The organism is Streptomyces sp. NPDC028907 (genome assembly GCF_055564995.1).
Window position 1 is genome coordinate 84,636 of sequence record NZ_JBVHVE010000008.1, and the last position, 14,950, is coordinate 99,585.

Genomic DNA, 14,950 nt, shown 5'->3' on the forward strand with positions numbered 1-14,950 from the left:
TTCCTACCCGTTCGCATACCTTGCGCGCGGTACCGCCCCCCGAATATCGGGTATGTGGTCACTAACCCTGAGAAACCGGACATGAGCGAACCCGCTGGCCTGGGAAGTGATCGGCGTGATCGACACCGGCGGCGACTGCGCCGACTGGACCTTTCCCGCGGAGGCGGGCGCGGTGCGCGCGGCCCGTGCCGCCGTGCGCGGGCGGCTGCGCGACTGGGGGCTCGACAGCCTCGCCGACCTCACGGCGCTGCTGGTCAGCGAGCTGGTGACCAACTCCCTGCGACACGCCACGGGCCCCATCGGGGTACGTCTGGTACGCCCCGCCGACCTCGACGGCGTCCTTCTGGTCGAGGTCTCCGACCCGCTCCCGGATCCGCCCCGCGAACGCGCTCCCCAGCTCGAGGACGAGAGCGGCCGCGGACTCCAGCTCGTGGCGCACTCCTCGCGTCGTTGGGGCACCCGGCCGGGCCGGAACACGGGTAAGACGGTGTGGTTCGAACTCGCGGTCCCAGGGTGACCGCGGCGGTGTGGGCGGTGTACGCCCACCCCCACCCTGTCGAGCGACTGGTTCAGGCCAGTGGCAGTTGTCGAACCGCGTGATTCGACTGCGTGTCCGCTGGTTAGAAGACTGGAAGTGTTTCCGGTGCCGGGACCGAAAACCATCGGGAACGTGCTGTGATCGTGAACACCGTGTTGTGCGGGGCCGTAGTGCTGGATACTGCGGGCAGCCGCCCCCGGTGACCGGTGCCGGGCGCGGTGAGCTGGAGGGGACGGTTCGCGTGAGCGAGATACCAGCGAAGGCCACGGAGTCCGAGGACCCGTCGGACGGCGCGGCGAGGGCGAGGGCCGCGGGCCGGCGGGCCCACGACCCACAGGCCTCCGACGACACACGGGCCTCCCACGGCGCCTCCCGGGGCACACGCGCCTCTCACGACACGCAGGACTCGCGAGCCGTCGCACAGGACGCGCAGGACGCACAGGACGCACAGGAATCCCTCGCTCCCCGCCACTCCGGCTTCGCCTCCGACGAGCCCCGCCCCGGCGACCCCGTCTGGCAGAGCAGTCCACCCGGCTCGATCTACGACTACATCAAGGTCGCGTCCTTCTCCATCGGCCCCGACGGCCTGGTGGACCAGTGGAGCCTGCGCGCCGAGCAGTTGTTCGGCATCCCGGCCCAGCGGGCCGTCGGCATGGACCCCATCGAGGCGTTCATCGACCCCGACCTGCGCGAGCAGGGGCAGCGCAAGATGGCCGAGATCCTGGACGGGCGGGAGTGGACCGGTGTGGTCCCCTTCCGGGCGCCGGACGATGTGGACGGGCGGCGCGGTCAGGACGGTCTCGCCGAGGTGTACGTCATGCCGACGCGGACCGAGGAGGGCGAGAAGGCCGCCGTCTGCATCGTCGTCGACGTCCGCACGCTCCGTCGGATGGAGACCGACCTCGCCGCCTCGCAGTCGATATTCGGTCAATCTCCGTTCGGCTTCCTGCTGATCGACCTCGACCTGCGGGTGCGCCGCGTCAACCACCGGTTCGCCTCCCTCTTCGGCGGCTCCCCGGACGACCATCGCGGCCGGGGCGTTCACGACTATCTGCCGCGCCCCGAGGCCGACCGCGTCGCGGCGACCCTGCGCCGTGTCCTGGACAGCGGTGACTCCATCACCGACATGCACGTCACCGGCTTCCTGCCCGGCTCCGACGAGCGCCGCCACTGGTCTGTCAACCTCTACCGGGTGCACAGCGGCAGCGGTCGCCCGATCGGCATCGCCTGGCTCGGAATCGACATCACCGCGCGCCGCGCCGCCGCCCGCGAGGCCGCCGCCGCCCGGCGCAATCTCGCCCTGCTGAACGAGGCCGGTGCCCGTATAGGCAACTCCCTCGACCTGGAGACCACGGCCCGCGAACTCCTCGACGTCGTGGTCCCCGGCTTCTGCGACCTGGCCACGGTCGACCTCTACCAGGGCCTGCTGGCCGGCGACGAGACCCCGCCCGGCCTCGCCGACGGCAGCGCGGAACTGCGCCGGGTCGCCTTCTCCAGCGCCGTGTCCGACGCGCCCTTCGTCGGTGGCGGCGTGCCCGTCGCGGTCGGCGCCGTCCACCACTACCCGTTCAACTCGCCCTGCGCGGACGCCCTGCGTACCGCCCGGCCGCAGTTCGTGCCCGGCGAGGAGGGCGGCCTCGTGCAGTCCACGCTCGCGGTGCCGATGGTCGCGCACGACACCGTCGTAGGACTGGCGCAGTTCGCCCGGACGAAGGGCAGCGAGCCCTTCGGCGACCGGGACCGCGACCTCGCGGTGGAGCTGGCGGCGCGGGCGGCGGTGTGCATCGACAACGCCCGCCTGTACCGGCGTGAGCACGAGCGGGCGCTCATACTGCAACGGTCCCTGCTGCCGCCCGGGGACCCGGTCGCGTCCGGCCTCGACATCGCGTGCCGCTATCTGCCGGGCAACTCCTCCGCCGACCGGCCCAGCGAGGTGGGCGGCGACTGGTTCGACGTCATCGAACTCCCCGGCCACCGTACGGCGTTGGTCGTCGGGGACGTCATGGGCCGGGGCCTGCGGGCGGCAGTCGCGATGGGCGAACTCCGTTCGGCCGTACGAACGCTGGCGTTGCTGGACCTCGAACCGGCCGAGGTCCTCTCGGCGCTGGACGAGATCGCGCGCGGCCTCGGCGCCCCCGGAGGTGTCCAGCAGGCCACCCGCGCGGCCCGCCGGCCGCGGGAGGCGGACCTGTCCGAGGTGTACCTCGCGACCTGCGTGTACGCGGTCTACGACTCCGTCACGCGCCGCTGTACCTTCGCCAACGCCGGTCACCTCCCGCCGGTCCTCGTCGAACCAGGCGAGGCGGCTCTGATGCTGGACGTGCCGCCCGGGATGCCACTGGGGGTGGGCGGGGAACCGTTCGAGGAGGTGGAGGTCGAGCTGCCGGAGGGTGCGCTGCTGGCGCTCTACACGGACGGTCTGGTCGAGTCCCGCGACCATCCCCTGGACGAGGGCCTCCAGGCCTTCGTGGGCGCGCTCACCGACCCCACGCGGCCGTTGGAGGACGTCTGCGATCACGTCCTCAACACCCTCGACAGTCATCACGGCGAGGACGACATCGCGTTGCTGATGGCACGTGTCCAGGGGCTCCCCGCGGAGTCGGTCGGCGACTGGACGCTGCCGCGCGAGCCGCGCAGTGTGGGGCGGGCCCGGGAGTACGCCCGCGGGCAGTTGCTGTCCTGGGATCTGGAACCGCTGGTCGACACCACTGAGCTGTTGGTCAGCGAACTGGTCACGAACGCGCTGCGGTACGGGGAGGGCGAGATCCGGCTGCGGTTGCTGCTGGACCGCACGCTGGTGTGCGAGGTCTGGGACTCGGGGTTGGTCCAGCCGCGTCGGCGTCGTGCCCGGGACACGGACGAGGGTGGTCGAGGGCTGCAACTGGTCGGGCTGCTCAGCGCGGCGTGGGGCTCGCGGCGGACGCCGCGCGGCAAGACGGTGTGGTTCGAACTCCCGCTGCCGGACGGCGAGAACGGGTTGACGGACCCGGCGGAGGCGTTGCTGAGCCTCTTCTGACGCCCGGCCTCGGCTCCGCCTTCGGCCGGATCGTTTCCCACCCGCACCGCCAGTGCGGCTCTCGTCGCCGGGTGCGGGTGGGGGCCCGTCCGTGGGCGTCGCCCGACAGAGGTCGTCGGGGCCCGCTCCGCGATGCCACCGGTCCGTCGGCCGGCTTGCGTCGTCCGGTGCGGGTGGCTCCGGTTGGGGTCCGACGGCGGGGGCTCGATCGTTGGTTTCGCCCGGCAGGAGGCCGTGGGGGGAGGCTCCGCCGCCACGGTCCGTCGGCCCGTTGGACGGCTGCTTCTCCCATGGGGCCGTGTGGTTGTCGTGCTCAGGGGTCTGGCGTGCTTCCGCGTCGGTGCCGGGTGTGCGGGCCGCCGTAGCTTGCCGGGGGGCCGGTGGTGGGCTGGATGCCGCCCAGGAGGGCTCCGGTGAGGCCGTGGGTGGTGTCGGTGGGGGTGGTCGTGGGGTGGCCGTGGAGGCGGATGTTCTGTTCGGCGACGTCCTGGGCCTGTTGGGCGAGGGCGTCGGCGGACAGGAGGTCGGCGAGGGGGGCCGGGGAAGCGAGCAGGCGGCGGGCCTCGGCGAGGTGGGTGCGGGGCTCGCTGCCCACCGCGGCCCGGTGGGTCGCGACCACGTCGTCCGCGCCGGCCACCGCGGCGCGGGCGCACAGCAGCGCGGCGGCCGGCAGCACCCCGGCCCGCCCCGCGGCGACGGGCGAGACCGCCCGTACGATCCGGCGCAGCAGGTCCAGGGGGTCGTACGGCCGTCCCGAGGTCAGCTCCTCGCGTACGCCCGCCAGGGCGAGGTCGGCGTGGGTGAGGCGGGCGCGTAGCTCGCCGGGGGGTATGGACGAGTACGACGGGTCTCCGACGCCGGGAGGTGAACCCCGTGCGCCGGCGATCTCCGCCTCGCCGCCGGTCAGCGCGGCCGACACCATCGTCGAGGCCTTGGCGAGGACGTCGGCGAGACGTTCCACGCCGTCGATGAAGACGGCGGCCTGGCTGATCGCGCCCTCGGCGGCACGCAACCGGGCCGCCGCCCGCGTATGGTCGCCCGAGTCGGCGGACTGGCGGGCCTGGTTGAGGCGGGTGGTGGCGAAGACGAGCCGGTCCTTGGCCTGCTCGACATGGCCCACGACGGTGGTGGTGGCCGAGGGGGCGTACCGCTCGCCGAGCTCCCGCAGCACCGCATCGGCACCTCCGGTACGTCCCGTCAGTTCCCGGAACCGGCCCTCCGCGACGACCAGGGCCTGCCCCAGCCCGCCGCCCAGGCCCTCCTCCAACCCCCGTACCTGATCGAACGCGGCGGCCTGCGCGTCCAGCAGCCGTCCCGCCTCCTCGCACCGACCGACGATGCCGGCGAGCGCATGCTGCCGCGCCGCGCCCTCCTCCGGCACCCCGCCCTCGTACTGCCACCGCATCCGGAAGGCGACCGCCAACTCGCCCCGGGCGTCCCGCAGTGCCCGGACGAAGGGCTCGATGAGCTCGGCGTCCGCGGTCTTCTCCGCGACGAACCCGAGCTCCTCCGCGCTGACCCGCACCCAGTCGTCCGCCTCGACCAGCAGCGCCCGGGCCCGCTCGTCGAGTTCACCGGCGGGTGGCTCGGCGACCTCGACCGGCGCTCCACCGGGTGTCGTACGCCCCCGTGCCCGCCGCCTGCGCCGCAGAAACCCGTAGCCGCCGACCACCGCCGCCGTGACGACCGCCAGCACCGGCAGCACCAGATCGAAGTCCGATGTCCCCTCGCCCTCCCCCTGGGCCGCCGCACCGGCCATAGGCCGATCCGCCCCGCCCGCGACCGCACCCCCGCCCAGCAGCGTCATCGCGGGCAGCACCAGCCACGCCACCCCGACCAGCCCGCCCACCAGCGCGTGCACCACCCGCGCCCGTATGTGCGAGCTGCCCCGCCGCGGCCGGCCCCGTATCAAGGATGACGTCACATTTCGGAGCGTATGAGGTGGAAAGCCCCGCCGCGACCGGGATGAGCCGACCTGGCTCGGCCGGAGGCGGACTCAGCCCGACGAGGTCCGCCGCATGATCTTGTCGCCGAGCCACACCAGCGGGTCGTACTTGCGGTCGACCGCCCGCTCCTTCAGAGGAATCAGCGCGTTGTCCGTGATCTTGATGCCCTCGGGGCAGACCTCCGTGCAGCACTTGGTGATGTTGCAGTAGCCGAGGCCGTGTTCCTCCTGGGCCGTGGCCTTGCGGTCCAGGCCGGTCTCCGCCGCGGCGTCCAGCGGGTGCATGTCCAGTTCGGCGACCCGCATCAGGAAGCGGGGGCCCGCGAAGGCCGTCTTGTTCTCCTCGTGGTCGCGGACGACATGGCAGGTGTCCTGGCACAGGAAGCACTCGATGCACTTGCGGAACTCCTGCGAGCGGTCCACGTCCTCCTGCATCATCCGGTACTCGCCGGGGCCGAGCTCGGCGGGCGGGACGAAGGCGGGGACCTCGCGCGCCTTGGTGTAGTTGAAGCCGACGTCCGTGACGAGATCGCGGACCACCGGGAACGCCCGTAGCGGCGTCACCGTGATCGTCTCCTCCCGGGTGAACACCGACATCCGCGTCATGCACATCAGCCGCGGCCGCCCGTTGATCTCCGCGGAGCACGAACCGCACTTGCCGGCCTTGCAGTTCCAGCGGACGGCCAGATCGGGGGCCTGGGTGGCCTGGAGGCGGTGAATGATGTCGAGGACGACCTCGCCGTCGTTCACCTCGACCTCGAAGTCCTCCAGGCCGCCGCCCCGCACATCGCCCCGCCACACCTTGAAACGGGCCTCGTAGCTGCTCACTGGTGGAGCTCCTCTTCGGGGAGGTACTTGACCAGCTCTTCCTTGTCGAAGAGAGCCAGCAGGTCCTGGCGGACGGGGTCGGTGGTCTCGCGTAGGAGATTGATCTGGCCGCGTTCCGGGTCCGTGGCCGCGAGGCCGCCCGTCGGGTCGGCCAACCGGCACAGCAGGTTGATGTTGCGCCACTTGCGGTCCATCGTCGGATGGTCCTCGCGGGTGTGCCCGCCGCGCGACTCGGTGCGCTCCAGCGCCGCCCGCGCCACGCACTCGCTGACCAGCAGCATGTTGCGCAGGTCGAGCGCGAGGTGCCAGCCGGGGTTGAACTGGCGGTGGCCCTCGACACCGGCCCGGCGGGCCCGTACGCGCAGATCCGCCAGCTTCTCCAGGGCCTGCTCCATCTCGGCCTCGCGTCGGATGATGCCGACCAGGTCGTTCATGGTCTGCTGGAGCTCCTGGTGGAGGGTGTACGGGTTCTCCGGTGGACGCCCGTCGTCCGCGCCTCCGGCCGGACCCTCCGCCGAGAACGGCCGCAGTGCCTCCGCCGCGGCCGTGTCGACCTGCAGGTCGCTGACCTCGGGGCGCTCGAAGGCCTGCGCGGCCGCGTACTCGGCGGCGTGCCAGCCCGCACGGCGGCCGAAGACCAGCAGGTCGGACAGGGAGTTCCCGCCGAGCCGGTTCGAGCCGTGCATGCCGCCCGCGACCTCGCCGGCCGCGTACAGGCCGGGCACGCCGCGCGCCGCCGCCGTGTCCGACTCGACCGCGATGCCGCCCATGACGTAGTGACAGGTCGGCCCGACCTCCATCGCCTCCGCCGTGATGTCCACGTCCGCCAGCTCCTTGAACTGGTGGTACATGGAGGGCAGACGGCGGCGGATCACCTCGGCCGGCATACGCGTCGACACGTCGAGGAAGACCCCGCCGTGCGGAGAGCCGCGGCCCGCCTTCACCTCGGCGTTGATGGCCCGCGCCACCTCGTCACGCGGCAACAGCTCCGGAGGACGCCGGTTGTTGTCCGGGTCCTCGTACCAGCGGTCGCCCTCCTCCTCCGACTGGGCGTACTTCTCCTTGAAGACGTCGGGGATGTAGTCGAACATGAACCGCTTGCCCTCGGAGTTGCGCAGCACCCCTCCGTCGCCACGCACCGACTCCGTGACCAGGATCCCCTTCACCGACGGCGGCCAGACCATGCCCGTCGGATGGAACTGCACGAACTCCATGTTGAGCAGCGGCGCGCCCGCCAGCAGCGCCAGCGCGTGGCCGTCACCCGTGTACTCCCACGAGTTCGACGTCACCTTGAAGGACTTGCCGATGCCGCCGGTCGCGATCACCACGGCGGGGGCGTCCAGGACGAAGAAGCGGCCGGTCTCGCGCTCGTAGGCGAAGACCCCCGAGACCCGGCTGCCCGCGGCGGAGCCGCTATCGGACTCAGCCTTCAGGATCCGGGTGACCGTGCACTCCTGGTAGATCTTCAGCCGGGACTCGTAGTCCCCGGTCTCCTTCTTGTCCTCCTGCTGCAAGGAAACGATCTTCTGTTGCAGCGTCCGGATCAGTTCCAGTCCGGTGCGGTCGCCGACGTGCGCGAGGCGCGGGTACTCGTGGCCGCCGAAGTTGCGCTGGGAGATACGGCCGTCCTTCGTCCGGTCGAAGAGCGCCCCCCAGGTCTCCAGCTCCCACACCCGGTCCGGGGCCTCCCGCGCGTGCAGCTCGGCCATCCGCCACTGGTTGAGGAACTTGCCGCCGCGCATGGTGTCGCGGAAGTGGACCTGCCAGTTGTCGTGCTCGTTGGCGTTGGCCATGGCCGCCGCGATGCCGCCCTCGGCCATCACCGTGTGCGCCTTGCCGAACAGCGACTTGCAGATCACGGCCGTACGGGCGCCCCGCTCGCGTGCCTCGATCGCCGCACGCAGGCCCGCGCCTCCGGCGCCGACCACGACGACGTCCCACTCCTGCCGTTCGACCACGGACATCTGTTCAGTCCCCACCCAATCTAGAAGAAGCGCGGATCGTCGAAGACCCCGGACGCGACGAGATAGACGTAGAAGTCGGCGAGCGCCACGCTCACCAGTGACGCCCACGCCAGCTGCATGTGCCGGGCGTTGAGCTTCCCGACCCACTGCCACATGCGGTAGCGCACGGGGTGTTTGGAGAAGTGCTTGAGCTTGCCGCCGACGATGTGCCGGCAGGAGTGACAGGAGACGGTGTACGCCCAGATCAGCACGATGTTGACGAGGAACACGAGGGTGCCGAGGCCCATATGGCCCCACTCGTAGTTCTCGTCGCGGAAGGCGAGCACCGTGTCGTACGTCAGGATCCCGGCGACCAGCAGCGCGGCGTAGAAGAAGTACCGGTGGATGTTCTGCAGGATCAGCGGGAAGCGGGTCTCACCGGAGTACTTCTTGTGCGGCTCCGCCACCGCGCAGGCCGGGGGCGACATCCAGAAGCCGCGGTAGTAGGCCTTGCGGTAGTAGTAGCAGGTCAGGCGAAAGCCGAGCGGGAAGATCAGGATGATGATCGCGGGGGAGATGCCCCACCAGCTCCCGAACAGGTCCCAGTTCGGCCCGGCGCGCATCGGCTCGCAGTTCTCCGCCAGACAGGGCGAGTAGAACGGGGAGACGTACGGCGCCGCGTAGTAGTCCGCGTTGGCGAAGGCCCGCCAGGTCGAGTACACGATGAACGCCAGCAGACCGGCCGCGGTGGCGGCCGGGGCCAGCCACCAGCGGTCGGTCCGCAGATGCGGGGCGGAGATCGCGGCGCGCGTATCGGTGTGTACGCCGCCGCTGTTCAGATGGGGTTCCGTACCAGTGGCCAATGCATGACTCCGGTCGGGTCAGGGGGACTGCGGGTTCTAGGGTGCGCGGCGGTCCCGGGCGCCGAGACCCTCGTCATCCGTGTCGATCCACAGAGAGTCGTCGTACGGCGTGTCGGGGATGGTGACGAGCTCCGGTTTGCGCTGGGTGGCGGCGGGGGCCGCGGCGGCGTCCCGCAGCAGCGCGACGCTCTCGCGGAGATGGTTGGCGTCGGTGCGGACGCGGCGCATCTCGATTCCGCCGGTGCCCAGCTGCTTCTCCAGCCGGCCCACGGACCGGGCCAGCTCGTCGAGGCAGCGCTGGACAGCTGTCAGGTCGTCTTGCACGGACATGACGTGACCTCACTTCCGTGGGCCCTACGGCCCTGGGTGGCAACGTTCATGCGCCTGCGAGTGTTGCGCGTCACACCTATCGCTGTGAAGGGATGTGCAGCGATTGGCGGATTGCACGCCTCCATTGCACGCTCGCAAGCGCTCTGTGCACGCCGGGGAGCCGAATGGTTGCGAGGTGTGCGTAGTGCGGAGCACGTTGCTCCGCACGGGTGGCCTTGTACGCCCCTGCCGCCGTGTCGCCTCCGCCTGGCGAACCCTTTCCTCTTCAGTGGGGTGCCTTAGATCTGATCAGCTCCAAAATAACGCCAAATGTGATCAGAACGCACTTATTGTCACCGGCGGGAGCCGCTCCCCGGAGGTACCTGAGATGTCCCACGTCGGCATCGGACCCAGCGCCGGACCCAGGCCTGGCCGCAGCGCGGTCCTGCGCTCGGCCACCTTCCTCGTCGCGGGTGCGCTGGCGCTGCCCGCGCTCGCCGGTTGCAGCGACCCGGATCCGGCCGGAAAGCCGCTGGCCGGGCAGGACATCGCCCCGGCCGCCCGGGCCCAGCTCCGCGACGGCGGCACGCTGCGGTGGGCCGTGGACGCCGTACCGGAGACGCTGAACACCTTCCAGTCGGACGCGGACGCGGCCACGACCCGGATCGCGCAGGCCACGCTGCCCTCGATGTTCCGGCTCGACGAGAACGGGCGGCCGCAGCGCAACCCGGAGTACCTGGAGTCCGCGAAGATCGTCGAGACCGAGCCCAAGCAGGTCGTGCTGTACAAGCTCAACCAGCAGGCCGTCTGGAGCGACGGCCGGGAGATCGGCGCCGCCGACTTCGCCGCCCAGTGGCGGGCCCTGTCCGGCAAGGACAGCGCCTACTGGACCGCCCGCAACGCCGGCTACGACCGCATCGAGAAGATCGAGCGCGGCGACAACGACCTGGAGGTGCGGGTCACCTTCGGGCGCCCGTACGCGGACTGGCGCTCCCTCTTCTCGCCGCTGTACCCGAAGGAGGTCATGGGCACGCCGGACTCGTTCAACGACGGGGCGCGGAGCAAGCTCAAGGTCACCGCCGGGCCGTTCACCGTGCAGAAGATCGACCGCAAGGGCGGCGACGTCACGCTCACCCGCAACCCCCGCTGGTGGGGGGAGCCGGCCAAGCTGAACGAGATCGTGCTGCGCGCCGTGCCTCGTGACCAGCGGGCCGCCGCGCTGGCCGCCGGCGATCTCGACCTCGCCGAGATCGACTCCGCCGCGGCCCGGCGTATCGCGCTCGCCGCGCCGCCGCGGGCCGCGACCGCCAGCCCCTCCGGCACGCCGCTGATGGGCCCCGACCGGCGCAACCTCACCGCCAAGCAGCGGCAGGACCGGGCGAAGTTCCGGGGCTTCGAGGTACGGAAGTCCCTGGAGCCGGCGTACACCCAGCTGGCCCTCAACGGCGGCGACAGCGTGCTCGCCGACGAGCGGATCCGGCGGGCTGTGGCCCGGGCCATCGACCGGGAGGAACTGGCGAAGCTGGTCCTGTCCCCGCTGGGCCTGCCCGCCAAGCCGGTCGGCAGCCATCTCGCCCTGTCCGGGCAGGCCGCGTACGCCGACAACAGTGGCGCGATCGGCGACCAGGACACGGCGGAGGCGCGGGCGCTGCTCGCGGATGCGGGGTGGGTGCCGGGCGGGCCGGTCAAGGAGAAGAAGAAGGGGGAGGAGGCGGCGGGGAGCAAGGGGGAGAAGGCCGACAAGGCCGACAAGGCCGAGAAGACTGCGGGGAGTGAGGGGAAGAGGGCCGACAAGGCCGAGAAGGCTGACGAGGCCCGGAAGGACTCCGAGTCGAAGTCCAAGTCCAAGTCCGAATCCGAGCCCAAGTCCAAGTCCAAGTCCGATGACGAGGGGACGTACATCGTCGGGGAGGACAACAAGGCGCCCCGGCACGAGGGCCACAAGCACGAGGGCCACAAGGGGGAGGACGCCGATCACGACGGTGCGCGGCACCTCGCCCAGGACGGCAAGCAGTACGGCACCAATCAGGTGCAGCAGGGCGGGGCGCCCGGGGCGTACGCGCCGCAGGGCACTCCCGCGCCGGCGGGTGCGGCGTCTCGGCCGCTGGCCAAGGACGGCAAGGCGTTGACGTTGCGGTTCGTGGTGCCGGAGGGGGAGGGGTCGCAGACGCTGCGGACGGTGGCGGACCGGATCGGCGTGATGCTGGAGCGGGTCGGGATCCGTACCGAGATCATGAAGGTGTCGGACGAGAGTTACTTCAAGGACCACATCGCGTCCGGTCAGTACGATCTCGCGCTGTATTCCTGGCCCGCCTCCGCCTACCCCGCCACCGACGCACGGCCGATCTACGCCAAGCCCGTCCCGGCCGCCGACGGGTCCCTGAACGTCGAGCAGAACTACACGCGTATCGGGACCGATCAGGTGGACCAGCTGTTCGACCAGGCGGTCGCCACGTTGGACGAGTCCGAGTCGCGGTCGCTGATCCGGAAGGCCGACTCCCGGATCTGGGCGGCGGCGGGTTCCATCCCTCTCTTCCAGCGCCCGCAGCTGATGGCCACGCGGTCGAACGTGGCCAACGCCGGGGCCTTCGGGTTCGGCACGCCGGTGTACGAGGACATGGGCTTCCTGAAGAAGAGCCCGAAGCCCGCAGCGAGCGCGTCGACCAACTGACGTCCTTCACCCCCACCGCCCCAGACCCCGCTCCTCAAACGCCGGAGGGGCTGAGTACTCCCGAACCCCCACCCACCCGCAGGGAGCTACCCCGGAGGGGCTGGATCTTTCAGCCCGTCCGGCGTTTGAGGACGAGGCCCGCAGGGCCGATGGCGGGGGTCTGGGGGCGGCAGCCCCCAGGGATGGGACGGGTAGGGGCGGCGGGGGCGAAGAAAAGGGGTTTCACCTGCGGGTTCGTAGCCCGGCGAGCCCCAGTGGGGACGGACACGTACCATGGGGTGAGGCCGTGGCGTGTCAAGCCCGGCAGGGCCCGCGTAACACAGACGTACGCGAGAGCCGTCCTCACCACTCCGGGAGTACGCCGCAATATGGCCACGCGCCACGACATCCGCAACGTCGCCATCGTCGCCCACGTCGACCACGGCAAGACCACCATCGTCGACGGCATGCTGAAGCAGGCCGGTGCCTTCGCCGCCCACCAGCTCGAAGGCGTCGACGACCGCATGATGGACTCGAACGACCTGGAGCGTGAGAAGGGCATCACGATCCTGGCCAAGAACACGGCGGTGAAGTACCACCCGAAGGACGGGGGGGACGTCATCACCATCAACATCATCGACACCCCCGGCCACGCCGACTTCGGTGGCGAGGTGGAGCGCGGCCTGTCGATGGTCGACGGTGTCGTTCTGCTCGTCGACGCCTCCGAGGGGCCGCTGCCGCAGACCCGCTTCGTGCTGCGCAAGGCTCTGCAGCAGCGCCTGCCCGTCATCCTGTGCATCAACAAGACGGACCGTCCGGACTCCCGGATCGACGAGGTCGTCAACGAGACGTACGACCTCTTCCTCGACCTGGACGCGGACGAGGAGCAGATCGAGTTCCCGATCGTCTACGCCTGTGGCCGTGACGGCATCGCCTCGCTGACCAAGCCGGAGAACGGCACGGTCCCGGCCGACTCCACCAGCCTGGAGCCGTTCTTCTCCACGATCCTGCAGCACATTCCGGCCCCGACCTACGACGAGGAGGCCCCGCTCCAGGCGCACGTCACCAACCTGGACGCGGACAACTTCCTCGGCCGTATCGCGCTGCTCCGTGTCGAGCAGGGCGAGCTGCGCAAGGGCCAGACGGTCGCGTGGATCAAGCGTGACGGGTCCGTCAGCAACGTCCGCATCACCGAGCTGATGATGACCGAGGCGCTCACCCGCAAGCCCGCCGAGAAGGCCGGCCCGGGTGACATCTGTGCTGTCGCCGGTATCCCGGACATCATGATCGGCGAGACCCTCGCCGACACCGAGAACCCGATCCCGCTGCCGCTGATCACGGTCGACGAGCCCGCGATCTCCATGACCATCGGCACGAACACCTCGCCGCTGGTCGGCCGTGGCGGCACCGGCAAGGGTGCCGACAACAAGGCGGCCGTCAAGGACCGCAAGGTCACCGCCCGCCAGGTCAAGGACCGTCTCGACCGCGAGCTGATCGGTAACGTCTCGCTCCGCGTCATCGACACCGAGCGTCCCGACGCCTGGGAGGTCCAGGGCCGTGGTGAGCTCGCGCTCGCCATCCTGGTCGAGCAGATGCGCCGCGAGGGCTTCGAGCTGACCATCGGCAAGCCCCAGGTCGTCACCAAGGACGTCGACGGCAAGGTCTACGAGCCCGTCGAGCGCATGACCATCGACGTGCCCGAGGAGCACATGGGTGCCGTCACGCAGCTCATGGGTGTCCGCAAGGGCCGTATGGACAACATGTCCAACCACGGGTCCGGCTGGGTCCGTATGGAGTTCGTCGTGCCCTCGCGTGGCCTCATCGGGTTCCGGACCGAGTTCCTGACCCAGACCCGCGGCACCGGCATCGGCCACTCCATCCACGAGGGCTTCGAGCCCTGGTTCGGCGCCCTGCAGACCCGTAACAACGGATCGCTGGTCGCCGACCGCGCCGGTGCCGTCACCGCGTTCGCGATGACCAACCTGCAGGAGCGCGGCGTGCTGTTCACCGAGCCGGGCACCGAGGTGTACGAGGGCATGATCGTCGGCGAGAACTCGCGCTCCGACGACATGGACGTGAACATCACCAAGGAGAAGAAGCTCACGAACATGCGGTCTTCGTCGGCCGACTCGTTCGAGGCGATCGTCCCGCCGCGCAAGCTGTCCCTGGAGCAGTCCCTCGAGTTCTGCCGCGACGACGAGTGCGTGGAGGTCACCCCGGAGGCCGTGCGTATCCGCAAGGTGAACCTGGACGCCCGCGAGCGCGCCCGCGCCGCGAGCCGCGCCAAGCACGGCTGAGGACGCGCCGAGCACGGCTGAACCACGCCCAGGACGGCACCGGGTACCCCGCCAGCGGGTGCCCGGTGCCGTTTTGCGCGAGAGGGGGCGCGGCGGACCGCGGCGGCGCCCGAAGGAGCGTAGGGAAAACCCTTGAATCTGTTGTGAGAGGCCGTTGTGCGGGCCGGATCCTATTAACCTGCCCGGAGCAACTCGCCTGACGGCCCTTCGACGGTTCCGTGAAGCGTGTTGCGCACGACACAGCCCGGCAGGGCACTCTGCACAGTGAGTGCGCGACAGGCAACCGTTTTTCCGGCGTAGAACGTCCGGTAAACGGACACCTCCCCCCGATAGATGTGTAACAAGTCCGTTTCGCAGCGATCTCTCACCAAACCCTTTGTCCGGGTTTTGGAAGACCTAGCCCCTATCTGTGATCGAACCGAGACCTCGAGAGTGTGGTTCGTCCCCTGGGCGATAGCAGATAGTTAGGCGCGTAGAGCTCGGAAGAACGGGTCACGCGCTGACGGGGCGCCGACTCGAGAGCGTGGGGGCACCTGGCGAACCTGGGCACCGGAGACGGGC

The 14,950-nt window shown here is 70.5% G+C and carries 9 protein-coding genes; 4 read left to right on the forward strand and 5 right to left on the reverse strand.

Annotated features, from left to right (window positions below; all coding sequences use genetic code 11):
* Window positions 1-115 precede the first annotated feature (115 nt).
* Both ACZ4UU_RS24850 and ACZ4UU_RS24855 read left to right on the forward strand, forming a co-directional pair.
* Window positions 116-517, forward strand: a complete 402-nt coding sequence (locus ACZ4UU_RS24850) for an ATP-binding protein (protein WP_471905575.1) — start codon at window positions 116-118, stop codon at window positions 515-517.
* A gap of 262 nt (window positions 518-779) precedes the next feature.
* The gene (locus ACZ4UU_RS24855; protein WP_471905576.1) at window positions 780-3,554 is read left to right on the forward strand and encodes a SpoIIE family protein phosphatase; all 2,775 of its coding nucleotides are present in this window, start codon (window positions 780-782) and stop codon (window positions 3,552-3,554) included.
* A gap of 313 nt (window positions 3,555-3,867) precedes the next feature.
* On the opposite strand, the gene ACZ4UU_RS24860 is transcribed toward ACZ4UU_RS24855, so the two are convergent.
* The 5 genes from ACZ4UU_RS24860 to ACZ4UU_RS24880 form a co-directional block, all read right to left on the reverse strand.
* Window positions 3,868-5,478 carry a hypothetical protein gene (locus ACZ4UU_RS24860; RefSeq protein ID WP_471905577.1) on the reverse strand — a complete coding sequence of 537 codons (1,611 nt, stop codon included), beginning with the start codon at window positions 5,476-5,478 and terminating at the stop codon, window positions 3,868-3,870.
* Between the two features lie 72 nt (window positions 5,479-5,550).
* Window positions 5,551-6,327 carry a succinate dehydrogenase/fumarate reductase iron-sulfur subunit gene (locus ACZ4UU_RS24865; RefSeq protein ID WP_471905578.1) on the reverse strand — a complete coding sequence of 259 codons (777 nt, stop codon included), beginning with the start codon at window positions 6,325-6,327 and terminating at the stop codon, window positions 5,551-5,553.
* The gene (locus ACZ4UU_RS24870) at window positions 6,324-8,291 is read right to left on the reverse strand and encodes a fumarate reductase/succinate dehydrogenase flavoprotein subunit (RefSeq protein ID WP_471905579.1); all 1,968 of its coding nucleotides are present in this window, start codon (window positions 8,289-8,291) and stop codon (window positions 6,324-6,326) included. The genes ACZ4UU_RS24865 and ACZ4UU_RS24870 overlap by 4 nt, the downstream gene beginning before the upstream one ends.
* Before the next feature lie 20 nt (window positions 8,292-8,311).
* Window positions 8,312-9,133 carry a hypothetical protein gene (locus ACZ4UU_RS24875; RefSeq protein ID WP_471905580.1) on the reverse strand — a complete coding sequence of 274 codons (822 nt, stop codon included), beginning with the start codon at window positions 9,131-9,133 and terminating at the stop codon, window positions 8,312-8,314.
* A 36-nt stretch (window positions 9,134-9,169) separates the two neighbouring features.
* Complete coding sequence (locus ACZ4UU_RS24880) at window positions 9,170-9,463, reverse strand: hypothetical protein (RefSeq protein WP_471905581.1); 294 nt, start codon at window positions 9,461-9,463, stop codon at window positions 9,170-9,172.
* A gap of 367 nt (window positions 9,464-9,830) precedes the next feature.
* Here ACZ4UU_RS24880 and ACZ4UU_RS24885 point away from each other — a divergent pair, with 367 nt between their 5' ends.
* Together ACZ4UU_RS24885 and typA are read left to right on the forward strand one after the other, a co-directional pair.
* On the forward strand, window positions 9,831-12,113 hold the full coding sequence (locus ACZ4UU_RS24885) for an ABC transporter family substrate-binding protein (RefSeq protein ID WP_471905582.1): 2,283 nt from the start codon (window positions 9,831-9,833) through the stop codon (window positions 12,111-12,113).
* Window positions 12,114-12,481: 368 nt separating this feature from the next.
* The gene (gene typA, locus ACZ4UU_RS24890) at window positions 12,482-14,389 is read left to right on the forward strand and encodes a translational GTPase TypA (RefSeq protein ID WP_471905583.1); all 1,908 of its coding nucleotides are present in this window, start codon (window positions 12,482-12,484) and stop codon (window positions 14,387-14,389) included.
* The last annotated feature ends 561 nt before the right edge of the window (window positions 14,390-14,950 follow it).

What these genes read in the sequence shown, in the direction of transcription:
- ACZ4UU_RS24870 (WP_471905579.1), bottom strand. Translation starts at nt 8,291, where the DNA reads ATGTCCGTGGTCGAACGGCAGGAGTGGGACGTCGTCGTGGTCGGCGCC.
- ACZ4UU_RS24880 (WP_471905581.1), bottom strand. Translation starts at nt 9,463, where the DNA reads ATGTCCGTGCAAGACGACCTGACAGCTGTCCAGCGCTGCCTCGACGAG.
- ACZ4UU_RS24885 (WP_471905582.1), top strand. Translation starts at nt 9,831, where the DNA reads ATGTCCCACGTCGGCATCGGACCCAGCGCCGGACCCAGGCCTGGCCGC.
- typA (WP_471905583.1), top strand. Translation starts at nt 12,482, where the DNA reads ATGGCCACGCGCCACGACATCCGCAACGTCGCCATCGTCGCCCACGTC.